At 65.1% G+C, this 24321-nt stretch carries 22 protein-coding genes; 3 read left to right on the top strand and 19 right to left on the bottom strand.

From position 1 onward, the window contains the following. Window positions 1-99 precede the first annotated feature (99 nt). Together ACQY39_RS11515 and ACQY39_RS11510 are read left to right on the top strand one after the other, a co-directional pair. The gene (locus ACQY39_RS11515) at window positions 100-1848 is read left to right on the top strand and encodes a PhoH family protein (RefSeq protein WP_428506310.1); all 1749 of its coding nucleotides are present in this window, start codon (window positions 100-102) and stop codon (window positions 1846-1848) included. Between the two features lie 75 nt (window positions 1849-1923). Beyond that, window positions 1924-2760 (top strand): HAD family hydrolase, encoded by an 837-nt coding sequence (locus ACQY39_RS11510; protein WP_428506308.1) that lies wholly within the window; start codon window positions 1924-1926, stop codon window positions 2758-2760. A gap of 21 nt (window positions 2761-2781) precedes the next feature. Here the strand turns inward: ACQY39_RS11510 and ACQY39_RS11505 are convergent, their stop codons facing one another. From ACQY39_RS11505 to ACQY39_RS11475, 7 genes are all read right to left on the bottom strand, one after another. Beyond that, the gene (locus ACQY39_RS11505; protein WP_428506306.1) at window positions 2782-3798 is read right to left on the bottom strand and encodes a 2-dehydropantoate 2-reductase; all 1017 of its coding nucleotides are present in this window, start codon (window positions 3796-3798) and stop codon (window positions 2782-2784) included. Window positions 3799-3817: 19 nt separating this feature from the next. Further along, window positions 3818-5344, bottom strand: a complete 1527-nt coding sequence (locus ACQY39_RS11500) for a tripartite tricarboxylate transporter permease (RefSeq protein WP_428506304.1) — start codon at window positions 5342-5344, stop codon at window positions 3818-3820. 1 nt (window position 5345) lies between these two features. After that, entirely contained in the window at window positions 5346-5867 is a 522-nt protein-coding gene (locus ACQY39_RS11495; RefSeq protein ID WP_428506302.1) for a tripartite tricarboxylate transporter TctB family protein, read from the bottom strand. A gap of 33 nt (window positions 5868-5900) precedes the next feature. Beyond that, window positions 5901-6911 (bottom strand): Bug family tripartite tricarboxylate transporter substrate binding protein, encoded by a 1011-nt coding sequence (locus ACQY39_RS11490; RefSeq protein ID WP_428506300.1) that lies wholly within the window; start codon window positions 6909-6911, stop codon window positions 5901-5903. A gap of 53 nt (window positions 6912-6964) precedes the next feature. Then, the gene (locus ACQY39_RS11485; RefSeq protein ID WP_428506298.1) at window positions 6965-8503 is read right to left on the bottom strand and encodes an acyl--CoA ligase; all 1539 of its coding nucleotides are present in this window, start codon (window positions 8501-8503) and stop codon (window positions 6965-6967) included. Between the two features lie 63 nt (window positions 8504-8566). After that, window positions 8567-9388: a phosphate/phosphite/phosphonate ABC transporter substrate-binding protein gene (locus ACQY39_RS11480; protein ID WP_428506296.1), complete on the bottom strand. Its 822-nt coding sequence runs from the start codon at window positions 9386-9388 to the stop codon at window positions 8567-8569. A gap of 224 nt (window positions 9389-9612) precedes the next feature. Next, window positions 9613-11598, bottom strand: coding sequence for a M3 family metallopeptidase (locus ACQY39_RS11475; protein WP_428506294.1), 1986 nt, complete (start codon window positions 11596-11598; stop codon window positions 9613-9615). A gap of 362 nt (window positions 11599-11960) precedes the next feature. Here ACQY39_RS11475 and ACQY39_RS11470 point away from each other — a divergent pair, with 362 nt between their 5' ends. After that, window positions 11961-12725 carry a C40 family peptidase gene (locus ACQY39_RS11470; protein WP_428506292.1) on the top strand — a complete coding sequence of 255 codons (765 nt, stop codon included), beginning with the start codon at window positions 11961-11963 and terminating at the stop codon, window positions 12723-12725. Between the two features lie 45 nt (window positions 12726-12770). Here ACQY39_RS11470 and ACQY39_RS11465 read toward each other — a convergent pair whose 3' ends face one another. The 12 genes from ACQY39_RS11465 to ACQY39_RS11410 all read right to left on the bottom strand — a co-directional run bounded on the left by ACQY39_RS11465 (window position 12771) and on the right by ACQY39_RS11410 (window position 24051). Beyond that, complete coding sequence (locus ACQY39_RS11465; RefSeq protein ID WP_263519651.1) at window positions 12771-13277, bottom strand: hypothetical protein; 507 nt, start codon at window positions 13275-13277, stop codon at window positions 12771-12773. Window positions 13278-13326: 49 nt separating this feature from the next. Beyond that, complete coding sequence (gene paaZ / locus ACQY39_RS11460) at window positions 13327-15381, bottom strand: phenylacetic acid degradation bifunctional protein PaaZ (protein ID WP_428506290.1); 2055 nt, start codon at window positions 15379-15381, stop codon at window positions 13327-13329. Between the two features lie 220 nt (window positions 15382-15601). Further along, window positions 15602-16780 (bottom strand): ABC transporter substrate-binding protein, encoded by a 1179-nt coding sequence (locus ACQY39_RS11455; RefSeq protein WP_428506288.1) that lies wholly within the window; start codon window positions 16778-16780, stop codon window positions 15602-15604. Between the two features lie 80 nt (window positions 16781-16860). Then, window positions 16861-17484 carry a TetR/AcrR family transcriptional regulator gene (locus ACQY39_RS11450; RefSeq protein ID WP_428506286.1) on the bottom strand — a complete coding sequence of 208 codons (624 nt, stop codon included), beginning with the start codon at window positions 17482-17484 and terminating at the stop codon, window positions 16861-16863. A gap of 39 nt (window positions 17485-17523) precedes the next feature. Beyond that, window positions 17524-18603 (bottom strand): 1,2-phenylacetyl-CoA epoxidase subunit PaaE, encoded by a 1080-nt coding sequence (gene paaE, locus ACQY39_RS11445; protein ID WP_428506284.1) that lies wholly within the window; start codon window positions 18601-18603, stop codon window positions 17524-17526. Window positions 18604-18625: 22 nt separating this feature from the next. Beyond that, window positions 18626-19153 (bottom strand): 1,2-phenylacetyl-CoA epoxidase subunit PaaD, encoded by a 528-nt coding sequence (paaD, locus tag ACQY39_RS11440; RefSeq protein WP_428506282.1) that lies wholly within the window; start codon window positions 19151-19153, stop codon window positions 18626-18628. After that, window positions 19153-19929 carry a 1,2-phenylacetyl-CoA epoxidase subunit PaaC gene (gene paaC, locus ACQY39_RS11435; RefSeq protein ID WP_428506280.1) on the bottom strand — a complete coding sequence of 259 codons (777 nt, stop codon included), beginning with the start codon at window positions 19927-19929 and terminating at the stop codon, window positions 19153-19155. The genes paaD and paaC overlap by 1 nt, the downstream gene beginning before the upstream one ends. A gap of 162 nt (window positions 19930-20091) precedes the next feature. Next, window positions 20092-20385, bottom strand: a complete 294-nt coding sequence (gene paaB / locus ACQY39_RS11430; RefSeq protein WP_428506279.1) for a 1,2-phenylacetyl-CoA epoxidase subunit PaaB — start codon at window positions 20383-20385, stop codon at window positions 20092-20094. Continuing rightward, on the bottom strand, window positions 20382-21383 hold the full coding sequence (paaA, locus tag ACQY39_RS11425; protein WP_428506277.1) for a 1,2-phenylacetyl-CoA epoxidase subunit PaaA: 1002 nt from the start codon (window positions 21381-21383) through the stop codon (window positions 20382-20384). Before paaA ends, paaB begins: the two co-directional genes overlap by 4 nt. 33 nt (window positions 21384-21416) lie before the next feature. Further along, the gene (gene paaK, locus ACQY39_RS11420; protein WP_263519642.1) at window positions 21417-22742 is read right to left on the bottom strand and encodes a phenylacetate--CoA ligase PaaK; all 1326 of its coding nucleotides are present in this window, start codon (window positions 22740-22742) and stop codon (window positions 21417-21419) included. Continuing rightward, window positions 22739-23206, bottom strand: coding sequence for a hydroxyphenylacetyl-CoA thioesterase PaaI (paaI, locus tag ACQY39_RS11415; RefSeq protein ID WP_428510788.1), 468 nt, complete (start codon window positions 23204-23206; stop codon window positions 22739-22741). Before paaI ends, paaK begins: the two co-directional genes overlap by 4 nt. A gap of 41 nt (window positions 23207-23247) precedes the next feature. After that, window positions 23248-24051, bottom strand: a complete 804-nt coding sequence (locus tag ACQY39_RS11410; protein WP_102769536.1) for an enoyl-CoA hydratase-related protein — start codon at window positions 24049-24051, stop codon at window positions 23248-23250. Between the last annotated feature and the right edge of the window lie 270 nt (window positions 24052-24321).

Genomic DNA, 24321 nt, shown 5'->3' with positions numbered 1-24321 from the left:
AGCCTGTGCGGCTTTTTGCTTTTTTCGCCGCTGCTGGCTTTTGCCGTCTCCCGATTCCGACAGCATGGCGGGTTCGCGCCCGTCAGAACACTGAGCACCATGCCACTGCCCAAGCCCCCGACCAAACGCGCCGCCCGCCTCGAGCCCACCGCCTTTGCAAACACCTTGGCGGTGAGCCCCAGCAAGGCTGAAGCCCCTGCCCCCAAGCCCAACCGCAGCAGCGCCAGCAAGACGGTCGTCGCCGCGCCGCTGCCCGTCACCGTCAGCGCCGCAGCCTCCGCGGCCAAGGCACGCCCCGCCGCCCCCAAGGCCGCGCCTGGCCAGGCCCTGGACGCAATGACGCCGACGGTCTATCCAGCCGACAAGCCCAAAGCCAGCCGGGCGACCGCCGCCGCCGCGCCGGTGGCCAAGCCCAGCAAGGCCAGCCGCTCCAGCAAGGCCGGCGCCGCCGCGCCCAAGCTCTTTGTGCTCGACACCAATGTGCTGATGCACGACCCAATGAGCTTGTTCCGCTTCGAGGAACACGACATCTACCTGCCCATGATCACGCTGGAAGAGCTGGACGGGCACAAAAAAGGCATGACCGAAGTGGCGCGCAATGTGCGCCAGGTCAGCCGCGAACTGGACAACCTGGCCGGTGGCCTGAAGAGCAGCGGCATCGAGGAAATGGCCAAAGGCCTGCCTCTGGACCACACCGGCCACCGTGAAGCCGGCGGCAAGCTGTTCTTCCAGACCCAGCTGATCGACACGCCCCTGCCCGCCGGCCTGCCCCAGGGCAAGGCCGACAACCAGATCCTGGCCGTGGTGCAGGCGCTGAAGATCCAGCAGCCCGAGCGCGAAGTCGTCCTGGTGTCCAAGGACATCAATATGCGCATCAAGGCGCGTGCCCTGGGCCTGCCGGCCGAGGACTACCGCAATGACAAGACGCTGGAAGACTCCGACCTGCTCTACACCGGCGTGCAAGCCTTGCCGGCCGACTTCTGGGAGCGTCATGGCAAGACCATGGAAAGCTGGCAGCAAGGCGGCCTGACCTTCTACCGCATCAGCGGCCCCCTGGTGCCATCGCTGCTGGTCAATGAGCTGGTCTACCTGGAAGCGCCCGGCGCCGTGCCGCTCTACGCCAAGGTGCTGGAAATCACCGGCAAGACCGCCGTGCTGCGCACGCTCAAGGACTACGGCAACCAGAAGCACTCGGTCTGGGGCGTGACCGCCCGCAACCGCGAGCAGAACTTCGCTCTCAACCTGCTGCTCGATCCCGACTGCGACTTTGTCACCCTGACCGGCACGGCCGGCACTGGCAAGACGCTGATGACCCTGGCCGCCGGCCTCTCGCAGGTGCTGGATGAGCGCCGCTACAGCGAGATCATCGTCACCCGCGTGACCGTGCCTGTGGGTGAGGACATCGGCTTCCTGCCCGGCACCGAAGAGGAAAAGATGAGCCCCTGGATGGGCGCCCTGGACGACAACCTGGAAGTGCTGGCCCGTGGCGACAGCGCCGCCGGCGAATGGGGCCGCGCCGCCACCAACGACCTGGTGCGCAGCAAGATCAAGATCAAGAGCTTGAACTTCATGCGCGGCCGCACCTTTTTGAACAAGTTCGTCATCATCGACGAGGCGCAGAACCTGACGCCCAAGCAGATGAAGACCTTGATCACCCGCGCCGGCCCCGGCACCAAGATCGTCTGCCTGGGCAATCTGGCGCAGATCGACACGCCCTACCTGACCGAAGGCAGCTCGGGCCTGACCTACGCCGTGGACCGTTTCAAGGGCTGGGCCCACAGCGGCCATGTCACGCTGGCCCGCGGCGAACGCTCGCGTCTGGCAGACTTTGCCTCCGAGGTGCTCTGAGCACCTTGCGCCGATCGCATCTTTGCCCCGGGGCGGCTTCAGCCGCCCTTTTTCTTTTCGCAGCCTGATCCCGACATGACGCTTTACGTCTCCGACCTCGACGGCACCTTGCTCGACCCGCAAGGCCGCCTGGCTGACAGCACCCGCGCCGGCCTGACCCGCCTGCTGGACCAAGGCCTGCTCTTCACCGTGGCCAGCGCCCGCCATGTCACCTCGATCCGCCACATCCTCGGCGATCTGCCCCTGCGCCTGCCTGTGATCGGCAGCAATGGCGCTTACCTCAGCGATATGGCCAGCGCCGAGCATGAAGTGGTCAACGCCATGGAGCCGGCCCTGGCTCAGGCCGTGTTCGCCCTGATCCGCCAGCATGGCCTGATGCCCTTCGTCTCCACCCACGGCCCGCTGGGCGACCAGCTGTTTTACCAATCGGTGCACAACGAGGCGCAGCAGGCCTTTGTCACCGAACGCCAGCGCAATGCGGACCCGCGCCTGCGCCACAGCCCGCGCCTGCAAGACGAGCTGCGCGACCCGGCCGTGACCTTTGTGGTGGTGGAACGCGAAGCGCCGCTGGCGGCACTGCAGGCGGACATCGACGCGCTCTGCGGCGATGCGGTGGAAACCCATCTCGCCGAGGACCTCTACAAGCCCGGCTGGCCCTGGCTGACCGTGCACGACCGGCGCGCCACCAAGGACCAGGGCATCCAGCTGCTGGCCCAGCGCTACGGCCTGCAGGAGCGCGAAGTCGTGGTCTTTGGCGACCATGTCAACGACGTCAAGATGCTGCGTGCCGCCCACCGCGGCATCGCCGTGGCCAACGCCATCGAGGCGGTCAAGCAGGAAGCCCACCAGGTGATCGGCCCGCACCACGAGGATGCGGTACTGCGCTTCATCGAGAGCGACTGGCAGCGCTGAAGCGCGCCTCTGTGAGGGGCGTCAGGCCGGGCTGATCTGCAAGCGGCCACCCTGCCGGCTCAGGCTCAAGGCCAGCAGGCGCGTGACGGCATAGATGGCGTCGAGATTGGGCGTCACTGTCTCGGTGATGCGGGCCAGCTCGACGACGGCCCCCAGCAAGGCCTCCAGCTCCAGCGCCCGGCCGGCCTCCACATCCTGCAGCATCGAAGTCTTGTGGGCGCCCACGGCCTCGGCGCCGGCGATGCGCTTGTCCAGGGAGATCTTGAACTGCACGCCCAGCTTCTCGCCCACCTGCTGGGCCTCGCCCATCATGCGCGCGGCCAGCTCGCGGCTGAGCGGGAAGCGGCAGATGTCCTCCAGCGTGGCGTGGCTCAGGGCCGAGATCGGGTTGAAGCTCAGATTGCCCCAGAGCTTGACCCAGAGCTCGGAGCGGATGTCCTTGGCCACCGGCGCCTTGAAGCCGGCGCGCATCAGCGCTTGTGACAAGGCCTCGATGCGCTCGCTGCGCTGGCCGTCGAGTTCGCCCAGGCTGAAGCGATTGCCCTCGATCAGGCGCACCCGCCCGGGCGCCTCCAGCTGCGCCGCTGGGTAGACGATGCTGCCGATCACCTGGGCCGAGGGCAGCGTGGCGGCGATGGCGCCGCCCGGGTCCACTGACTCCAACACGCGGCCCTCATGCGGGCCGGCCAAGCCCTGGAAGTACCACCAGGGCAGGCCGTTGATCATGCTGACGATCAAGGTCTGCGGGCCGATCAGGGCCGGCAGCTCGGGCAGCAGATCGACCAGCTGATGCGCCTTGACGGTCAGCAGCACGACATCCTGCACACCGGCTTCAGCCATGCGCTGAACCGCATGCAAGTTAGCGCCAGCCGGCTGCGTCAGCTTGCGACCGTCTTCCTCGATCAGGGTGAAGCCCTGGGCCTGGATGGCGGCCAGGTTCTTGTTGCGGGCGATGAAGCAGACCTGCTCACCGGCCGCGGCCAGGCGCACCCCGAGCAGGCCGCCGATGGCGCCTGCGCCCACGATGGCGAACTTCATGCCCCTGCCCTCATTCCGCTCATACAGCCTTCACCTCTTGTTGTGCATCTGCCGCCGGACCGCGGGCCCAGCGTTTGGCCACATCGAACATCGGCCAGAGCAGCATCAGCAAAGCCAGGCCCGTGATGCCACCGACCAGGCCATTGGACCAAAAAATGCTGAGCTCGCCCTGCGAGAGCAGCATGGACTGGCGGAAGTTGGCTTCGGCCTTGTCGCCCAGCACCAGGGCCAGCACCAGCGGCGCCATCGGGTACTTGAGCTTCTTGAACAGATAGCCCAACACGCCGAAGCCCAGCATCAGATAGACATCGAACATGGAGCCATGCACGGTGTAGGCGCCGATGGCGCAGGTGACGATGATGATGGGCGCGATGATGGCAAAGGGCACGCGCAAGATGGCGGCCCAGAAAGGAACGGTCGTCAACACCACGATCAGGCCGACGATATTGGCAAGGTACATGCTGGCAATCAGGCCCCAGACGAAATCCTTGTGCTCGGCAAACAGCATGGGCCCGGGCTGCAAGCCCCAGATCACCAGGCCACCCAGCAGCACGGCAGCCGTGGGCGAGCCCGGAATGCCAAGCGTCAACATGGGCAACAGGGCCGAGGTGCCGGCCGCATGGGCGGCCGTCTCGGGCGCCACCACACCGGCCAACTCGCCCTTGCCAAAGGCCTCGGGGTTCTTGGCCATGCGCCGCGCGACGCCATAACTCATGAATGAAGCGGGCGTGGCGCCGCCGGGCGTGATGCCCATCCAGCAGCCGATGGCCATGGAGCGCAGAAAGGTCTTCCAGTGGCGCAGCAGCTGCATCCAGGTTTGCCAGACCACACGCGGGCTGATGCGGGCGCTCTGACCCTTGAAGGCCAGGCCCTCTTCCATGGTCAGCAAGATTTCACCAATACCAAAGAGCCCGATCACCGCGATCAGGAAATCGAAGCCCTTGAGCATATCGGTGAAGCCATAGGTCATGCGCAGCTGGCCGGTCATGTCATCCATGCCCACGGCGGCCAAGGCAAAGCCCAGCAACATGGCGATCAGGGTCTTGACCGGCGCCTCCTGGCTCATGCCCACAAAGCTGCAGAAGGTCAGCAGCTGCACCGCAAACAACTCGGCCGGACCGAAGCGCAGGGCAAAGCGGGCCAGCAAGGGCGCGAGGAAGGTGATCAGCAGCGTGGCGAACATGGCGCCCACGAAGGACGAGGTGAATGCCGCCGTCAGCGCCTGCGCCGCCTGGCCGCGCTGGGCCATGGGGTAACCATCAAAGGTGGTGGCCACCGACCAGGGCTCACCAGGAATGTTGAACAAGATGGACGTGATGGCCCCACCGAACAAAGCCCCCCAATAAATGCAGGACAGCATGATGATGCCGGTGGTGGGGTCCATGGTGAAGGTCAGCGGCAGCAGGATGGCCACGCCATTGGCGCCGCCCAGACCCGGCAGCACGCCGATCAAAACCCCCAGCAGAATGCCCACCAACATATAGCCCAGATTGGGCACGGTGGCAGCGACCGAAAAGCCGTGCAGCAGATTGGAAAAATCATCCATCTCAGAAGCCCAGCCAGTGTTCGATCGGCCCCTTGGGCAGGGGCTGGGTGAAGGCACGCTCGAACAGCAGGAACAAGCTGACACTCACCGCCACCGGCAGACCGACGAGCCAAGGCCAGCGGTAGCCGCCGTTGCGCCACATGAACCAGGCGATCAGCAGGCTGGCCGACAGATACATGCCCAGCCAAGGGATGGCGGCGACAAACACCGCGGTGGGCAGCAGCACGGCCGCCACATCGCGCAGCTGTCCGCGCTCGGCAAACACCCGGCTGCGCAAGCGGGGCCAGCGCAAGAGCTGCTGGATCAGCAGCCAGGCTGAACAGCCCGCCAGGGCGAGGCCGATGCGAAAGGGAAAGTAACCGGAACGCGGCCCGTCATCGGCCCAACCGATGCCCAGCCTCAGGCTGTCCTTGATCACCAGGCCTGCCACGATGAGCAAAAACAGAGCCACGCCCAGCTCCACCCAACGCAGCTGCCAGGCACCCGACGGCGCCTCGCTCTGCAAGTCTTGTTCTTCCTGCATCACCTCGCCTCCCAGTCGAGATGGACTCCCGGCTCACTGCGCCATGAAGCCCGCTTCCTTCATCAGCACCCGGTGCAGCTGCTCGTTCTTGCCCAGCCAATCGACGAACTCCGGGCCCTGCAAAGCGCTCTGCTTGAAGGCGCCCTTGGCCATGAAGTCCTTCCACTCGGGCAGGGCACGCACCTTGGCCAGCAGTTGCTGGTAGTAGGCGGTCTGCTCAGCGCTGACGCCCGGTGGCATGAAGATGCCGCGCAACATCAGATAGCTGACCGGAATACCCTGAGAGGTGCAGGTCGGCAGATCGGCCCAGCTTTGCGTCGCGGTGACCTTGTCCGGGTAGGGCATGCGCTGCTCGTCGAACACGCACAGCGGCCGCAGCTTGCCCGCGCGCCAGTGCGACTCGGCCTCGATGGGGTTGTTGACTGTCGAGTCGACATGCTTGCCCACCAGCTGCACCGCCACATCGCCACCGCCCTTGTAGGGGATGTAGATCATCTTCTTGCTGGTGGACTTCTCCAGCATCACGGTGATGATCTGGTCCTCCTGCTTGGAGCCCGTGCCGCCCATCTTGAAGCTGTTGACGTTCTGAGTCTTGACCGCATTGAAGTAGTCCTTGGCAGTCTTGTAAGGCGCTTCTTCATTGACCCAGAGCACGAACTGGTCCAAGGCCATCATGCTGACCGGGGTCAGGTCACGCCAATTGAAAGGCACACCCGTGGCCATGGGCGTGGTGAACAAATTGGACAAAGTAATGACCAGCTTGTGCGGATTGGCCTTGTCGCCCTTGACGTCAAGAAAGCCTTCGGCGCCAGCGCCGCCGGCCCTGTTGACCACCACCACCGGCTGCGGACTCAGCTGATGCTTGCCAACCATGCCCTGGATGAAGCGGGCCATTTGGTCGGCGCCGCCGCCGGTGCCGGCCGGCACGATGAATTCGATCGGCTTGGTCGGAACCCAGCCCGCCGCCTGCGCCTGCCAGGCCGCCAGGCCCAACAAAGCGGCAAGCCAGAAGGGTTTGTTGTTCTTGTTCACACGCACTCCCATGACCTGCTCTCCCTCTTTCGCTGATTGCAATGAATATGTGCCGAGCTGCAAGCTCAACCCAGACCGAGCTTCTGCGCCAGCCCGATGCGCTGCAGCTTGCCCGTCGCCCCCTTGGGAATCTCATCCATGAACAGGATCTTGCGTGGCACCTTGAAGTCAGCCAGGCGCTTACTCACAAAATCCTGCAGCTCGCGCTCGCTGGCCGCAGCGCCTTCGCGCAAGACCACGACAGCGGCGACGTCCTCGCCCAGCTTGGCATGCGGCATGCCAAAGCACACCACCTGAGCCACGGCGGCATGGTCCATCAAGGCCTCGTCCACTTCGCGCGGGCTGATCTTCTCGCCGCCCCGGTTGATGATCTCCTTGAGCCGGCCGGTGATAGAGACATAACCCTCGGCATCCATGACACCTTGGTCACCGGTGCGGAACCAGCCGTGACTGAACGCCTCGGCATTGGCGCCGGGATTGCTCTGATAGCCTGCCGTCACATTGGCGCCGCGAATGACGATCTCGCCGGTTTCACCGTTCGGCAGAAGCTGGCCGCCCGCATTCATGATGGCCACCTCGGGGCCGGCGGCCACGCCCACCGTACCCGGTTTGCGGGTGGCCGGGGGCAAGGGGTTGCAGCACATCTGATGGGTCGCCTCGGTCATGCCATAGGCCTCGATCAAGGGCGCGCCGAAGACCTTCTCCAGTTCGGCGATCACCTGCGGCGGCATCGATGAGGACGAGGAGCGCATGAAACGCAGCGGGTGGCGGGCGATCACCTCGCCGTTCTTTCCGGCCCGGCTCAGGATCGCCTGATGCATGGTCGGCACGGCCGTGTACCAGCTCGGCGCCGCCTCATCCATCCAGGCAAAGAATTTCAGCGCATTGAAGCCCGGCGTGCAAAAGACCTGGGAGCCGGCCGACAGCGGCGCCAGCACCCCGGCGATCAGACCGTGGATGTGGAACAGCGGCATGATGTTCAGCCCGCAGTCGCTGGGCTGGAACTGCAGGCTCTGGCGGATATTGCGAGCCGAGGCGCAGAGATTGCGCTGCGACAGGGGCACGATCTTGGGCCGCGAGGTCGTGCCCGAGGTGTGCAGCACCATGGAGATGTCGTCGGCCTGGGCATAGCCGCCCTGGAGCGCGGATGCCTCAGCTGCGGGCGCGGCAGAAGAGCCAGCCTCCTGCAGGCTGAACTGCCCCGCCGGCGCACCCGCCTCCACCACCAACTCCAAAATGCGAACGCCGAGCTTGAGCGCAACCGCTACAGCAGGCGACTCACTGCCGCGCTCGACGATCAAGGCCCGCGCTTGCAGGTCGCCGAGATAGAACTCGAATTCGTCGGCACGATAGGCCGGATTCAGCGGCGCACTGGCCACTCCGCAGGCGCAGGCCAGGAAACAGGCGGCCATCTCCGGGCCATTGTTCAGCACCAGAGCGACCCGGTCATTGCGCCCCAAACCGAGGCCATTGAGGCGAGCGACCGTGTCGGCCACGAGCTGAGTCAGCTGACCATGGCTCAGGGCCGGCCGGCTCGGCGCGCGCAAGGCGGCGGCCTCGGGCGAACTCTGACGCAGCATTTCAAACAGGGAATCTTGGCTCATCGTTGCATCTCATTCAGATCCATGACCAGACAGCTTCACGCCGCAGTGTCGCAGCGCAAGATGTCATTTCACATCCAGCCAAACACCGAGTTTCAGCAGTGCCGCCTGGTCGTAGGCTTCGAAGCCCTTCCACTTGGTGGGCTCCAGTTTCTTGCGGCCCTCCTCGCTGCTGTCCAGGGCCAGGAAGTAGCCGCGCACCTTCTCAAGCTGCTCCGCGCTGAGCTGGGGGCTGGCAATGATGTGCTTGATGGGCACGGGCTTGGAGGCCATCAGCACCTTGCCGCCCTTGCCCTGCCATTCCTTGACCAGAGCATTGGACGCCGTGGCACCGGCATGGGTCAGGCGGTTCTCGACAAAGAAGGGCACGGCATCCTGGTAGCGCGTGTAAGTAACCTCCAACTGCTTGGGTGTCATACCGTTGTCACGCAAGGTGGCCCGCACCATCATGGAGGTGATGGAATCCTCGTCGGGAGCACCAAGGCGCAAGCCCTTGAGCTCGGCCAGCGACTTCAGCGCGCTGTCCGCGCGCACCAGAAAGCTGGCTTTGTAGCCGGTGAAGCCCTTGGTGACAGCCACAAGGCTGTAGCCCTGGTCGCGGATGGCGGCAATCGAGATGTGAGCTGGATGGACCAGCGCCAGCTCCCAGCGTTTTTCAGCCAGGCCTTGGCGCAGCGAGGGGTAGTCGCCGACCGGCTCGATGGTGACGGGTTGACGCAAGAGTTTGCTGAGGTCGGCTGCGATGCCCTCATAGCGAGCGCGAATCTCGCTCAATGGCACCCGGTAAGTGACGCCTTCATTGACAGCAAAGCTGAGAGCCTGGGCTGCCAAAGCGGGCAGCAGCAAGAGGCCGGACACAAAGAGGGCACGCGCCGTGTGGTGACTCAAGACTCGAACTCCGGTTGTCACAAGTTTTTGAAATGCGCCGCAAAACCTGTCATCTGAGCGGTGCGATAGCCTCGGAAAGAAGGCCCGATGGGCGGCATTGTGCGGGCTTCATGTATCCGTCGACGTAACAATTACCCTGAGCTGCAAGCAAATGAAAAAGCCCGTGACTCCATGAAAGAGTGACGGGCTGGCGATGTGCATCAGTGCCGCGATAGCGGCGATGATCAATGGCTCAGGTAGTCGGCGAAAGCCTTGGCATTGCTGTCGCGCTGCAGAAAGTCGCGCACCAGTTCGGGCGCAGGCTTCTGCCCACCCTGCCCCAGCACGCTGTTGCGGTAGCGCAGGCCGGTCTCGGGGCTCAGCTTGTCGGCCGCGAAGGCGGTGCGCAAATCCATGGCCACCACCAGGCTCCACAGATAGCCGTAATAGCCCGCCCCATAACCGCCAGCCACATGGGCAAAGCCGGCCGGGAACTTGCTGCCTTCCACATAGCCCTGAGGTGTCGCGCCCTGCATCTTGGCCCACAGGGCCAGAGGCTGCTGGTGCTCGGGGCCGTGCAGGGCCAGGTCATAGCTGGCGAACAGGTGCTGGCGGCCGTACTGCGAGCCCTTGCCGAACTCCTTGGCGGCCACGGCTTTGTCCACCAGCGCATCGGGCACAGGCTTGCAGCTCGGGCAGACTTCGGCCATCAGCTTGAGCACCTTTTTGTCGTAGACCCAGTCTTCCAGCATCTGCGACGGGGCTTCGACAAAGTCCATCATCACGCTGGTGCCACCTTGCAGGGCGTAGTGGGTGTTGGACAGGTTGTTGTGCACGGCGTGGCCGAGCTCATGCAGCAGCGTTTCCATTTCACCTAGGGTCAGGCCTTTGCGGTTGAAGTTGACCACCAAGGCGGCCGTGGGCGTGCGGCCGATGCGGGTGGCGCTGGAGCGCAGCGACCAGACGGCCGCGTGGTTGTACTTGGCCTCGCGCGGAAACAGGTCGACATAGAGCGTCGCAAGGGCCTTGCCGCTGGCAGCGTCGCTGACGGCATAGGCTTGAGCCTCCGGATGCCAGAGTTCGGCCGGGACGCGGGTGTACTTCACGCCCATCAGGCGCTCGATCACGCGCATGGCGAACTGCAGGCTTTCCTGGGCCGGGAAGTACTCGCGAAAGGCCTCCTGGTCGACCGAGAACTGGCTCTGGCGCAAGCGCTCGCTGTAGAAGGCACTGTCCCAGGCCTGCAGCTGGGTGGCTTCCAGCGGCGTGCCCAGATGCCCGGCCTTGGCGGCGCGCAGCTGGGCCATATCGGCCACTTCTCGCTCGCTAACCTGGCGCTTCACCTCATTGAGGAACTTCCAGGCCGTGGCCGAATCCTTGGCCATGCGGCGGCGGAGATTGAAATCCACGAAATTGTTGTAGCCGAAGAGCTTGGCGAAGTCCTGGCGCGCTTGCGTGATCTCGTCCAGCAGCTTCAGATTGGCATCCCCACCTTCGCTGTTCTTGGCTCGCCACATGCGCTCGCGCGCGGCCGGGTCCTCGGCCATCTGGATCACCGGGCCCGAGCTCGGGTAATCGACGCCCAACACGATGCGCCCTTGCTCGTCGCGCGGCGCCTTGGCCCAGACGCCATCGGGCACGCCCTTCATCTCGACTTCGCTGAAGCTCACCTTGACGCCCGCGTCACGCAGGTTCTGGCTGAACTTCTGATCCAACTCGGCCAGGCGCATCAGCAAGGTCCTGGCCTGCTTGCGCTTGGCGGGCGGCAGGGCCACACCGGCATCTTCAAAACTGCCCAGACTGACACGCTGCAGTTCCCGGTCCAGCGCCGTGGGTGTGGGCGCGCGCTTCAGTGCACGGTAGATCTTCTCGTTCTGGCCGAAAGCGGTGTTGTACTCGGACCAAGCCATGGCGCAAGCCTGAGCCGCTTCGCGCACCGCCTTGTCCGGGTGCACATTGAGCACGAACTCGATCGGGTACTGCACATCCTCCTGCAGCGCGTAGTAGTCGTCGAACGCAGCCAGCCAGCCTGTATCGACCTTGCGGCGTTCCAGGGTTGCCAGTCGCTTCTTGGCGGCGGCCAGGCCGCTGGCACAGGCTGTCTTGACTTGAGCAGCCGATTGGAATTGCGGAAAAGCCGGGCCCGGCAGGCTGGCGGCGTGGACGCCGCTCCAGGGTGAGGCGGTCAGCAGCAGCGCAACAGCGCCGGCGAACCAGGGGGCTTGCTTCATAAAGGGAGCTCCGAACGAGTGCTGGTGGCCGCCGCAGCCCGGATCAGACCCGGCGGGAACGCGCGGATTGTGCCCCTTGAAAAACGACCATGCCTGCGGGTTTGCGACAGGCCGCAGCGCCTCAGGCGGCGCATGCAGCGCTGCACACGGGCGCAGGCCGTGAAACCTTGCCGCAAAGCAAGAGCGGGCGCCGCAGGCTGTGCGAGCATCTGTGTTCCAATTAAGGGTTAGCCCTAGGCTCTCGAGCCGCCATAGGACTGCTTTTCCGCCATCACCGCTATCTGCGCCGGGATTTCCCTCGGTCGCCCGCCACTTTGCTTGACACCCGCAACAGCCCCCCCATAAGCTGCGCGCCGAACACCATGCTCGACGCCCGCCGCCCCATCACTGCCGCTACTCTCGCTTCGCTCGGACGCGCCGTCTGTGCGCTGAGCGTTTGTGCCCTGGCAGTCTGTGCGGCTATGGGCCTGGCTGTGGAAGCGCAGGCTCAGACCCAGCCGCCACCCGGCATGGTCACCGGCGCCTGGGGTCAGAGTCATTTGTTGACGGCACCGGGCGCGCCAGCAGGTGGCGGCCCTGTGGCAGCCACCGCTGCCCTGGCCGCGGCCTCCGCAAGCACCCTGCCCGCGGCGACGTCCAATGATCCCGTCAGCCGCTTCCTGCAAGAGCGCGGCTTGCTGGCCCAAGCAGAATCGAACAGCTTGTTGAATCAGGTGCGAGACACGGCCTCGGGCCTGGTGCTTTCGGCCATGAACTTCCTGGGTGTGCGCTACACGCGCGGCGGCAAATCGGTCGAAAGCGGCTTCGATTGCAGCGGCTTCACCCGCCACATCTTCGAACTCAGCGTGGGCATGGTGCTACCGCACCGCGCCGACGAACAGGCGCGGCTGTCCAGCCTGCTGCCCATCAACAAGACCGAGCTCAAGCCCGGCGATCTGGTGTTCTTCAACACCATGAAACGCACTTTCTCCCACGTCGGCATCTATGTGGGCGAAGGCAAGTTCATCCATTCACCGCGCGTCGGTGGCGCCGTGCGTGTGGAAGACATGCGTGAAGCCTACTGGGCCAAGCGCTTCACCGGCGCTCGCCGCGCTGACTTGAACGCAGCCGCGACCAAGGAAAAGTGACGGGGCAGCCCTCGCTGCTCACCCGTTCACCAAATCAGCTGTCCCTCAGGGCCGCAAAAAGTCCTTGGCCACCCAGGCCAGCGCCGAGCTTTCCGTCAAGCGAAAGCCGGCATCGACCTTGAGCTGGGCCAAGGTGTCGCCATCGGCATTGCGCGCGGTCAGCGTGGCATAAGGGTTGTCTTCATCGGGCACGATGTCCAACAGCACCTGGATGCGCCCCTGCTCGGTATCCACCTTCAAGCTCTTGTGCAGCTGGGCATGGAGCTGTTGCTCATGGCGACGCAGCACTTCGGAGGCCGTCTTCACCAAGGTGTGAAAGGCTGGCGCCGACAATGGCTTGGGGTTCTTCTTGTCCCGGCCCATGGTCCAGGGACCGACCAGGGCCGGCTCGGCCTCACCGGCCAAGGTCATAGCCACAGCCCAGCCTTCGTCGTCTTCGTTCTTGACCACCTGGGCGGTCCAGCGCTCATCGCGCCACAGCAGATCACTCTGCACCCAGGTGTCTTCTTCGTTCAGCACCGCGCTCTGAGCGGCTTGCAAATGCGTGTTCATGGCCGGCACGGTATCACGGCGCCGGCCCGGGCTTGTCAGCAGAGGACGCTCAAGCCGCCTTCTTGGCCACCAGGGTCAGGATGTCATAACTGGCCACCAGCTCTCCACGCTGGTTCATCACCTGCACATCCCAGGCGACCACGCCCTGCGGCGGCTGGTCCGGGCGATTGCCGCGGTCGATGCGGCGTTTGCAAGTGAGGCGCGCTTGGATGGTGTCGCCAATCGCCACCGGGTTGACGAAGCGCAGCGTGTCCAGGCCATAGTTGGCCAGCACCGGGCCTGGAGCCGGCGACACAAAGAGACCGGCCGCCGCCGAGAGCACGAAGTAGCCATGTGCGATGCGCTGGCCGAACTGCGTGTCCTTGGCCGCGACCTCGTCGAAGTGCATGTAGAAGTAATCGCCCGACACGCCACCGAAATTGACGATATCGGCCTCGCTGACGGTGCGGCGGTGGGTCAGCAGGGAATCACCGACCTGGATCTCTTCGAAATACTTGCGGAAGGGGTGGACGGCATCCTCCTGCACCCGACCACCGCGCTGGTACTCGCCGGTGATGGCGCTCAGCATGGTCGGGCTGCCCTGCACCGCGCAGCGCTGCAGATAGTGCTTGACCGAGCGGATGCCGCCCAGCTCTTCGCCACCGCCGGCGCGGCCCGGGCCGCCATGCTTGAGCTGTGGCAGGGGCGAGCCGTGGCCCGTGGATTCCTTGGCGGCATCTCGGTCCAGCACCAGCAGACGGCCGTGGAAGGCCGCGGCATGATAGACCGCTTGCGCGGCAATCGCCGGCGTCTTGGTGACCACCGAGCCGACCAGGCTGCCGCGGCCCTTGGCGGCCAGGCTCAGGGCCTCGTCCAGTTCCTGATAAGGCATCAAGGTGGACACCGGGCCGAAAGCTTCCAAGTTGTGCACCTGCTCGTTGGCAAAGGCATCGCGGCAGAGCAGCAAGGTGGGCGCGAAGAAGGCGCCCTCGCCGACGCCCTCGCCCACCGGCGCAAAGCCGTCTTTGGCGCCGAACACCACTTCATTGCCGGCGCTCAACAAGGCCACGCGCTCGGCCACATCGGCCTGCTGAGCCTTGGAGGCCAGGGCGCCCATGCGCACGCCGTCCACGGCCGGGTCACCGACCTTGATCTTGGCCAGGCGCGCACGCAGGGCCTCGGCCACCGCATCGATGTGGCGGGCGGGCACGATGGCGCGGCGAATGGCCGTGCATTTCTGGCCGGTCTTGGCCGTCATCTCGCGCGCCACTTCCTTGACGAAGAGTTCGAACTCGGGGTCGCCCACCTCCACATCGGGCGCCAGGATGGCGCAGTTCAGGCTGTCCGCTTCACCGTTGAAGGGGATCGAGCGCGCAATCAGGTTCTTGTTGACGCGCAGCATGGCGGCGGTGTCGGCCGAGCCGGTGAAGGTGACCACATCAGTCTCTTCCAGGCGGTCCAGCAAATCGCCCGAGCCACCCACGATCAGCTGCAAGCTGCCTGCGGGCAACAAGCCACTTTCATGGATCAAACGCACACAGGCCTCGGCCACGAAAGAGGTGGCGGTGGCCGGCTTGACGATGCAAGGCATGCCCGCCAGGAAGCTAGGCGCGAACTTCTCCAACATGCCCCACATGGGGAAGTTGAAAGCATTGATGTGCACCGCCACGCCACGTTTGGGCACCAGGATGTGGGAGCCCATGAACTGCCCTTCCTTGCTCAGCGGGATGGCCGGGCCCTCATGGAAGACATTGCTGGACGGCAGCTCGCGCCGGCCGATGCTGGCGTAGGCGAACAAGGTGCCGATGCCGCCCTCGATATCGATCCAGTTGTCGCTGCGCGTGCCGCCGGTGTGGGCGGAAATGGCGTACAGCCCCTCCTTGCGCTCCATCAGGTAATTGGCCAGGGCCTTGAGGCGGGCGGCGCGCTGCTGGAAGTCCAGGGCCAGCAGGGCGGGCAAGGCCTGACCCCGCGCATAGCTCAGGCTCTCGGCAAAGTCGATTTCATCCGCATGGGTCAGCGCCACCGGCCGGCCGTTGACCGCGCTGTGCAGGGCACGGGCCGCCTGGCTGCCGATCCAGCGGTTGGCAATCAGGCTTTGAAGAATGGGAGGGGTGGCGCTCATGGCGTTTGTGTTTCTTTGGATGGATTTCAAAAGGGGCCCGATCGGGCCCCTGACTCAAAAAATGCTGTATCTGGCGGAAAGCTTGAAGGGGTTTTTCGTCGCGAGCGGCTGTCAGGCAAGGCGACCGACGCGAAAGGACCGGAACGTACACCCTGTACGTGAGGATCCTGCAGCGCCGGTCAACGCAGCATGGCAGCCGCGCAGTAGAAAAACCTCAAGCTCAGGGCTGGTAGAGCCAAGCGCCCTTTTCGATCTTCACCATCACCCGCGCCCGCTGATCCAGACCCAGATGATCGGTCGGCGACATATTGAACACGCCGTGTGCGCCGGGCAGCTCCTTGACGCCCTCCAGCGCATCGCGCAGAGCGGCGCGGAAAGCCGGCGTGCCCGGCTGCGCCTTTTTCAGCGCCACCGGCAAGGCCGCCTGCAGCAGCAGACCGGCGTCCCAGGCATGGCCGCCGAAGGTCGAGACCGTGCCCTTGCCAAAGGCTGCTTCGTACTTGGCGACGTAGTCGAGTGCGCTCTTCTTGACCGGATGATCGGCCGGCAGCTGGTTGGCCACCAGCACGCCGCCGCTGGGCAGGAAGGTGCCTTCCACATCCTTGCCGCCGACGCGCAAAAAGTCGTTGTTGGCCACGCCGTGAGTTTGGTAGTACTTGCCGGCATAGCCGCGCTCACGCAGCGACTTTTGCGGCAGCACGGCCGGCGTGCCGGAGCCCGCGATCAGCACCGCATCGGGCTTGGCCGCCACCAGCTTGAGCACCTGGCCGGTGACCGAGGTATCCGTGCGGTTGTAGCGTTCGGACGCGACCAACTTCAGGCCCTTGAGCTCGGCAATCTTGCTGAACTCCTGGAACCAGCCCTCGCCATAAGCATCGGCAAAGCCGATAAAGCCCACCGTCTTCACGCCTGCCGAAGCCATGTGCTGGGCGATGGCCAGGGCCATCATGATGTCGTTCTGCGGGGTCTTGAAGACCCAGCGCTTCTTGGCGTCCACCGGGTCGACGATGCGGTTGGAGGCCGCCATGGAAATCATGGGCGTGGCGCCTTCGACCACGGCGTCGATCATGGCCAGGGAATTGGGGCTGGTGGTCGAGCCGATCACGACATCGACTTTGTGCTCGGTGATCAGCTTGCGCGTATTGGCCACGGCCGAGGTGGTGTCGGAGGCATCGTCGAGCACGATGTAATTGACCTTCTGACCGGCGATGCTGGTGGGCATCAGGCTCAAGGTGTTCTTCTCCGGGATGCCCAGGGAAGCGGCCGGCCCGGTGGCCGAGACGGTGACGCCGACATTGATGTCGGCCAGGGCCTGGGCGCACAGCAAGAGTCCAGCGGCCAGGCTCAGCCAGGTCTTGCGGTGTGACGACGATGGGTGCTTCAGCGAAGTGGCATTCATGCTCGTTCTGTCTCCTGTGTGTTGTCCGTGAAAAAAGGCGTGCCTAGGCAAGCCAGCCATGGTCCGCCGCCAAGCCTTCATCAAGCTTGCAAGGCCTGCGCCCCAGGCTCGGCTTGCACCGCGCCCAGTCCGCCAAAGAACAGATCGGCCACCATGGGGGCGACCGCTTCATAGGTCAGCTCACCATCGGGCTTGAGCCAGGTGAAGGTCCAGTTGATCATGCCAAAGAGCAGCATGGTCAGCGGCTTGTGCAGTTTGACCGCCTGCAGCTCGGGCCGCACGGCCGCCACGCTGTCGGCAAAGGCCGCGACCACACGGCGCTCAATCGCCGTCAGGCGCAAACGGTCGGCTTCGTCCAGGAACTTCACATCTTCCGTCAGCACCCGGTGCTCGTTCTGCGCCTCGCCATAGGCCTGCACGAAGCGGGCGATCAGTGCGCGCAGGCGAGCCTCGGGGGACAGCTCTTGCGCCAGAACCTCCTGCACCAAGGCCTCCAAGTCCTGCACATGGCTCTCGCAGATCTGCACCAAGAGCTCGTGCTTGTCGCGCACATAGTGGTACAGCGTGGGCTTGCTCACTGCGCAGGCCTCAGCCACGGCATTCATCGAGGTGCCCGGATAGCCTTGATGCGCGAACAGTCGCGCGGCCTCGCGCAAGATCTGCTCGCGCTGGTTCTCGAAACCGGGGGCGCGTCCGCGTGCCATCAGCGCGCATCCATCGTTGAACGGAAGCGCAACATCAATTCAACGTTCATCGAAAGAAATGACCACACGTGGCGTCAGCGCATGGGCCTGGCAGCTGAGGATGAAGCCAGCGGCGACCTCATGCTTGTCGAGCGCGAAGTTCTTGTCCATGCGCACCTCGCCTTCGAGCAGCTTGCAGCGGCAGGTCGAGCAGACCCCGCTCTTGCATGAGAAGGGCACATCCATGCCGGCACGCGCGGCGGCGTCCAGCAGGCTGGCATCGCTCTTTGCGAATTCGATCTCGCGACTGATGCCGTCGCGAATTACCGTCACGCGGGCACTGTCGGCGTCGCCGGCCAGGCTTTGGTGGGGCGCCGGCTGGCCCGCCTGCATCTCGGGCGTGCCGAAACGCTCGACATGGATGCGCGACTCGTCCACACCTGAAGCGCGCAGCGTGGCCTCCGCCGCCTCATTCATCTCGAACGGCCCGCAGACATAGGCCTGGTCAATGCTGGACGGCGGCAAGACCGTGGCCAGAAAGACCGCCAGCTTGCCCGCATCGATGCGCCCCGCTTGCAGCGGCGCATCGACCTGCTCGCGCGAGAACACCGGGTGCAAAGACAGCCGCGTCATGTAGCGGTTCTTCAGGTCCTCGATCTCCTCCTTGAACATGGTGGAGGCCTGGGCCCGGTTGCCGTAGATCAGCGTGAAACGGGCCTCGGGGTCGCGCGCCAGCACCGTCTTCATGATGGACAGGATGGGCGTGATGCCCGAACCGGCGGCGATGCCTACATGGTGCTCGCCGCGCCCGTCCAGAGCCTGGGCGCCGAAACGGCCCTGAGGCGGATAGCTCTCGATCACCGCGCCGGCCTTGAGCTCGCCGTGCACCCAGGTCGAGAAGGCACCGCCCTCCACCCGGCGCACGCCCACGCGCAGTTCGCCATCATCGGCGCCAGCGCAGATGGAATAGGAGCGGCGCAGGTCCTGGCCCTTCACCTCATGGCGGAGGGTCAGGTATTGCCCAGGCACAAACTGGAAATCGGCTTGCAGGCTGGCAGGCACCTCGAAGCTGAGGATCACGGCGTCGTCAGTGTCCGGGGTCACCGCACGAACTTTGAGGGGATGGAAATGCAGACTCATCGCAGGGATCCGTCTTTTGTATTCAGATGGGTTTGAAATGCTCAAACGGCTCGCGGCAGCTCAAGCATCGGTACAGGGCCTTGCAGGCGGTAGAGCCAAAAGCGGACAGCTTCTCGGTCTGCAGACTGCCGCAGCGCGGGCAGGCCAGCTGGCTCAGCGAGGCGCGGTGCACCAGGCGGATCGGCTGCTCGCCGCCCGCCGCCACCGGCCCGGGGGGCGCAATGCCATAGGCGCGCAGCTTCTCTCGGCCCTCGGCCGTGATCCAGTCGGTGGTCCAGGCCGGCGCGCGCTGCAGGGTCACATGCACCGCGCCGAAAGCGGACAAGGCCGCACGCACATCGTCCTGGATCAGCTCGGTCGCCGGGCAGCCGCTGTAAGTGGGCGTCAGCACCACCTCCAGGCCCTCCACCCCGTCCTCTCGCAGGCGCAGATCGCGCACGATGCCGAGCTCGCAGAGCGAGATCACCGGCACCTCGGGGTCGGGAATCTGGCGCAGCACCTCCCAGGCGGCTTCGAGCCGACCGCAGGCGCTGCTTGATGGCAGACTCATTACCACTTGCCCCCGGGGTAGGCGCGCTGCAGGTACTGCATCTCGGCCAGCAGATGGCCCATATGCTCGCTGTGCACGCCACGGCGGCCGGCGGACACGTAGGCGCTGGGCTTGGGATGGGCCAGGGTGGCGTCGGCCAGCACCTCGTCCATCTGCGCCTGCCAGTCGGCGCGCAGCTCCGACCAGGCCGGGCCCAGGCCTTGGGCCACGGCGGAGGCGTCCACCGCGTCGGCGTCAAAGAGCTCATTGAACAAGGGCCAGAGCTGGGCCAGGGCTTCGCGCATGCGGGCAGCGGATTCATCCGTGCCATCACCGAGTCGCACCACCCAATCGGCTGCATGCTGCTGGTGGTAACGCGATTCCTTGACGGCCTTGGCGGCGATCGCCGCCACCTCGGCATCGCTGCTGGAAGCCAAACGACCCCAGAGCAGCTGAAGCCAGGTGGCGACGGCGAAGTTGCGGACCTGGGTGAAGGCGAAGTCGCCGCGAGGCAGCTCCATCAGCACCGGGTTCAGGTACTGGCGCTCCTCGCGCAAAAAGGCGAGTTGGTCTTCGTCATGGCCCTGCCCGTCCAGATGCGCGGCATGCGTCAGCAGCGCGCGCGCCTGGCCGATCAGGTCCAGGGCCATATTGGCCAGGGCCAGGTCTTCCTCGAGGATGGGGCCATGGCCGCACCACTCGCCCAGACGCTGGCCCAGGATCAGACAGCTGTCGGCGATGCGCAGCAGGTACTGCACTTGCGGGCTGCTGCCCACTTGAATCGATGCTTGGCTCATACCTCAGGACTCCCGCCGGGCCGCCCCAAGGGAGGCCTGCGCCCCCTCGGGGGGCTGTGCCCGCGCCGAACGAGCGCCTGCGCGCTCGTTCGAGGCTGGCGAAGGCCAAAAGGCATGCAGGCCTTTTGGCAGTGAATGCAATGAACGTGGGGGCTTCATGTTTTACATGTGGTTGATGGCGTCGGGCAGCTGATAGAAGGTCGGGTGGCGGTACACCTTGTCTTCGGCCGGATCGAAATACATGCCCTTCTCGCCCGGGTCGGAGGCGACGATCTGGTTGGACAGCACCACCCAGATGCTGCAGCCTTCCTGGCGCCGGGTGTAGACCTCGCGGGCCATCTGCACCGCCATCTTGGCGTCAGGGGCGTGCAAGCTGCCGCAGTGCTTGTGGTCCAGGCCAGCCTTGCTGCGCACGAAGACCTCCCACAGAGGCCATTCTTTGTCAGTCGAACTCATGCTGCTTGCTCCTTGTTCATTTGTTTTCGGGCGTGGGCCAGTGCCGCCTCGCGCACCCAGGCGCCCTCGTCCCAGGCCTTGACGCGGGTGGCCAGGCGTTCGCGGTTGCAGGGGCCGTCGCCGCCGACCACGCGCCAAAACTCGGCCCAGTCGATGGCGCCGAAGTCATGCTCGCCGCGTTCTTCATTCCATTTGAGATCGGGGTCGGGCAGCGTGATGCCCAGAATCTGGGCCTGCGGCACGGTAGCATCGACAAACTTCTGACGCAGCTGGTCGTTGCTGATGCGCTTGATGCCCCAGCGCATGGATTGCTCGGAGTTGGGCGAATCCTTGTCGGCCGGGCCGAACATCATCAGAGACGGCCACCACCAGCGGTTGACCGCGTCCTGCACCATGGCTTTTTGCTCGGCCGTGCCTTCTCGCATCATCACCAGCAGGGACTCATACCCCTGGCGCTGGTGGAAGCTCTCCTCGCGGCAAACGCGGATCATGGCTCGGGCATAGGGCGCGAAAGAGCAACGGCACAAGGGCACCTGGTTCATGATGGCCGCTCCATCGACCAGCCAGCCGACCACGCCAATATCGGCCCAGGTCAGCGTCGGGTAGTTGAAGATGGAGCTGTACTTGGCCTTGCCACTGTGCAAGGCATCAAGCATCTGATCACGGCTGGTTCCCAGGGTCTCGGCGGCCGAGTAGAGATAGAGGCCATGGCCGCCCTCGTCCTGCACCTTGGCCAGCAGAATGGCCTTGCGCTTGAGCGTGGGCGCACGGCTGATCCAGTTGCCTTCGGGCAGCATGCCGACGATCTCGGAATGCGCATGCTGGCTGATCTGGCGCACCAAGGTCTTGCGGTAATGCTCGGGCATCCAGTCCTTGGCTTCGATGAAGTCGCCCGCGTCGATGCGGGCTTCGAAGGCGGCCTCGCGGGCCGCGTCCTCGGCGCTCTTGGCCTTGGCGGCCACATCCTGTGGGCCGACGCTCATGGCTTGGGTATACATCTGCTTTGCTCCTGAAAGAGGTCGCCGCGGGGCTCAGCGCGGGCGCTTGTCGATCACCCTGCGGGCCTTGCCCACCAAGGTGCGCTCAATGGAATCGGGGGCACCGACATGGACCTTGGTGGACACACCCACCAGGGTCTTGATGCGGTGCTGCAAGGACTTGGCCACCTGGGCGACCTGGCTGCCATCGGCGGCCGCGGCGGCCGGCTGCAGCTCGCAGCGCACCTCCACCTCGTCGAGCGTGCCCTCGCGCGAGACCACGATCTGGTACTGGCCCGAGAGCTGTGGCTCCTGCAGCACGAGCTCCTCGATCTGGGTCGGGAACATATTGACGCCGCGGATGATCAGCATGTCGTCGCTGCGGCCGACGATCTTGCCCATGCGCCGCATGCTGCGCGAGGTGGGCGGTAGCAGCCGGGTCAGATCGCGGGTGCGGTAACGGATGATGGGCAGGGCCTGCTTGCTCAGCGAGGTGAAGACCAGCTCGCCCTCAGCACCATCGGGCAGCACGGCACCGGTCTCGGGGTCGATGATCTCAGGGTAGAAATGGTCTTCCCAGATCACCGGGCCATCCTTGCTTTCGACGCACTCGCTGGCCACGCCCGGACCCATGACCTCAGACAGGCCGTAGATGTCCACCGCGTCGATGCCGGCCTTGCCCTCGATCTCGCGGCGCATGGCCTCGGTCCAGGGCTCAGCGCCGAAGATGCCGATGCGCAGCGACATCTCACGCGCATCGAGGCCCTGGCGTGCGAACTCCTCGATGATCACCTGCATATAGCTGGGCGTGACCATGATGATGTCGGGCCGGAAATCCTGGATCAGCTGCACCTGCTTCTCGGTCTGGCCGCCGGACATGGGGATGACTGTGCAGCCCAGTTTTTCGGCGCCGTAGTGCGCGCCCAGCCCGCCGGTGAAGAGACCATAACCATAAGCCACATGGACCAGATCGCCCGCTCGGCCACCGGCGGCGTAGATGGAGCGCGCCACCAGACCGGCCCAGGTGTCGATGTCTTGCTGGGTGTAGCCCACCACCGTCGGCTTGCCCGTGGTGCCCGAGGAGGCATGGACCCGCGCCACCTGCTGGCGCGGCACGGCGAACATGCCGAAGGGGTAGTTGTCGCGCAGGTCTTTCTTGGTGGTGAAGGGAAACTTGGCCAGGTCGGCCAGGCTCTTCAGGTCTGACGGATGCACGCCGGCCGCGTCAAACGCCGCCTTGTAATGCGGCACCTGGTCGTAGGCATGCTGAAGGCTCCAGCGCAGGCGCGTCAGCTGCAGGGCTTGCAGCTCGTCCTGGCTGGCATTTTCGATCGCGTCCAGACCCAGACGCGATGCGGGGCCACTCTTGCTCTCACTCATGCCTCGGCCTCCGACGAATCCAGATTCGGGGCCAGCGGCAGCAGCACCACCGGCTTGCCCTTGATGCGGTAGCTCTTGCCGCGGAACACGGCCACCAGCTGGTCAGCCTGGTTTTTGACCGTGATGTCGTAGACGCCGGTGCGGCCGGCCAGCGAAACCTCGCGCGCCACCGCGGTCAGCCGGTCACCCAGGCGAGCCGGGGCGACGATGTCGATGCTGAAACCCGAGGCCACGGTCAACTCGTTGTAAGAGTTGCAGGCGAAGGCGAAGGTCGAATCGGCCAGGGTGGTGATCAGGCCGCCGTGGCAGATCTCGAAGCCATTGAGCATGTCCTCGCGCACCGTCATGGCCAGGGTGGCACTGCCGGGGGCAATCGCCAGCACCGCCATGCCTAAGCTTTGGCTGGCCCGGTCCTGGGCCCACATGCCGTGCCGCACGGCCTCGGCAATCTCTTGTGCATCCATGCTCATGGGCGGGCTCCGTCTTGATGCTGGCGCATGGCTGTTCAGCGGTCGCTGAACTTGGGCGCGCGCTTTTGCAAAAAGGCCGCGGCGCCTTCCAGGTAGTCGGCCGAGAAGCCCAGCTGGCTTTGCGTCACCGCCTCCAAGCGCAGGGCGTCGTCAAAGTCCAGCAGGCCAGCTTCGTCAAACGCCATTCGGGTCTGAGCCATGGCGCGCACCGGCATCTGGCTGATCTTCTGCGCCAGGGCCTGGGCGCTGGCGGCCAGTTCTTCATCGGGCACGGCCTTGTAGATCAAGCCGATGGCCTGCGCCTCGGCGGCCGGCAGCTTCTCGCCCAACAAGGCGAGCTGCAAGGCCTTGGCGCGCCCCACCAGGCGCGGCAGCAACCAGCTGCCGCCGCAATCGGGCACGAGGCCGATCTTGGCAAAGGCCTGGATGAAGCTGGCGGAGTTGCCAGCCAGCACCAGATCGCAGCCCAGGGCGAGGTTGGCGCCTGCACCGGCCGCCACGCCGTTGACGGCGGCGATCACGGGCACCGGCATGCTGCGCACGCGCTGGGCCAGGGGAATGTAGAAACCATCGAGCAAGGCACCGATGTCCTTGGGCGACTCGCCGGGCTTGAGATCGGGGTTGACCATGGGGTCGCTGAGATCCTGGCCGGCACAGAAAGCACGACCGGCGCCCGTGATCACCACGCAGCGCACGCTGGCATCACCCGCGGCCGCATCCAGGGCCTCGCGCAGCTCGGCCAGCAGGCCGGACGTGAAGGCATTGAGCGCCGCCGGGCGGTTCAAAGTCAGTGTGCGGACGGCACCGTCCTGCTGGCTCAGGAGTTGCGGTTCTTGCATGCGGCAGGCCTCGGGGCGGTTCGTTCGACGAAGGAAGGCAGCGAATCGATCAGCTCAAACACTCTTGACCGACCGGTCGGTAGATCGTAAGGTTGGTCTTGATTTGGCGCAAGACGGCGCTACTCAGCGTAAACCCTTGGAATGCAGTGAACAAGTGAATGGGTGAACAGGTGAATCAGCCACACTCGTCAGCGCGCCCCACCCGTTCACCCGTTCACCCGTTCACCCGTTCACCCGTTCACGATTCACGATTCACGATTCACCCCCGCA

Origin of the sequence: Roseateles sp., assembly GCF_965262435.1 — a bacterium.
GTDB lineage: Bacteria > Pseudomonadota > Gammaproteobacteria > Burkholderiales > Burkholderiaceae_C > Paucibacter_A.
The sequence above is the reverse complement of the archived record's forward strand: the minus strand, read 5'-3'. Positions and strand labels throughout refer to the sequence as shown.

Coding starts and splice junctions, on each gene's coding strand:
- ACQY39_RS11515 (WP_428506310.1), top strand. CDS start 100: ATGCCACTGCCCAAGCCCCCGACCAAACGCGCCGCCCGCCTCGAGCCC.
- ACQY39_RS11510 (WP_428506308.1), top strand. CDS start 1,924: ATGACGCTTTACGTCTCCGACCTCGACGGCACCTTGCTCGACCCGCAA.
- ACQY39_RS11505 (WP_428506306.1), bottom strand. CDS start 3,798: ATGAAGTTCGCCATCGTGGGCGCAGGCGCCATCGGCGGCCTGCTCGGG.
- ACQY39_RS11500 (WP_428506304.1), bottom strand. CDS start 5,344: ATGGATGATTTTTCCAATCTGCTGCACGGCTTTTCGGTCGCTGCCACC.
- ACQY39_RS11495 (WP_428506302.1), bottom strand. CDS start 5,867: ATGCAGGAAGAACAAGACTTGCAGAGCGAGGCGCCGTCGGGTGCCTGG.
- ACQY39_RS11490 (WP_428506300.1), bottom strand. CDS start 6,911: ATGGGAGTGCGTGTGAACAAGAACAACAAACCCTTCTGGCTTGCCGCT.
- ACQY39_RS11485 (WP_428506298.1), bottom strand. CDS start 8,503: ATGAGCCAAGATTCCCTGTTTGAAATGCTGCGTCAGAGTTCGCCCGAG.
- ACQY39_RS11475 (WP_428506294.1), bottom strand. CDS start 11,598: ATGAAGCAAGCCCCCTGGTTCGCCGGCGCTGTTGCGCTGCTGCTGACC.
- ACQY39_RS11470 (WP_428506292.1), top strand. CDS start 11,961: ATGCTCGACGCCCGCCGCCCCATCACTGCCGCTACTCTCGCTTCGCTC.
- ACQY39_RS11465 (WP_263519651.1), bottom strand. CDS start 13,277: ATGAACACGCATTTGCAAGCCGCTCAGAGCGCGGTGCTGAACGAAGAA.
- paaZ (WP_428506290.1), bottom strand. CDS start 15,381: ATGAGCGCCACCCCTCCCATTCTTCAAAGCCTGATTGCCAACCGCTGG.
- ACQY39_RS11455 (WP_428506288.1), bottom strand. CDS start 16,780: ATGAATGCCACTTCGCTGAAGCACCCATCGTCGTCACACCGCAAGACC.
- ACQY39_RS11450 (WP_428506286.1), bottom strand. CDS start 17,484: ATGGCACGCGGACGCGCCCCCGGTTTCGAGAACCAGCGCGAGCAGATC.
- paaE (WP_428506284.1), bottom strand. CDS start 18,603: ATGAGTCTGCATTTCCATCCCCTCAAAGTTCGTGCGGTGACCCCGGAC.
- paaD (WP_428506282.1), bottom strand. CDS start 19,153: ATGAGTCTGCCATCAAGCAGCGCCTGCGGTCGGCTCGAAGCCGCCTGG.
- paaC (WP_428506280.1), bottom strand. CDS start 19,929: ATGAGCCAAGCATCGATTCAAGTGGGCAGCAGCCCGCAAGTGCAGTAC.
- paaB (WP_428506279.1), bottom strand. CDS start 20,385: ATGAGTTCGACTGACAAAGAATGGCCTCTGTGGGAGGTCTTCGTGCGC.
- paaA (WP_428506277.1), bottom strand. CDS start 21,383: ATGTATACCCAAGCCATGAGCGTCGGCCCACAGGATGTGGCCGCCAAG.
- paaK (WP_263519642.1), bottom strand. CDS start 22,742: ATGAGTGAGAGCAAGAGTGGCCCCGCATCGCGTCTGGGTCTGGACGCG.
- paaI (WP_428510788.1), bottom strand. CDS start 23,206: ATGGATGCACAAGAGATTGCCGAGGCCGTGCGGCACGGCATGTGGGCC.
- ACQY39_RS11410 (WP_102769536.1), bottom strand. CDS start 24,051: ATGCAAGAACCGCAACTCCTGAGCCAGCAGGACGGTGCCGTCCGCACA.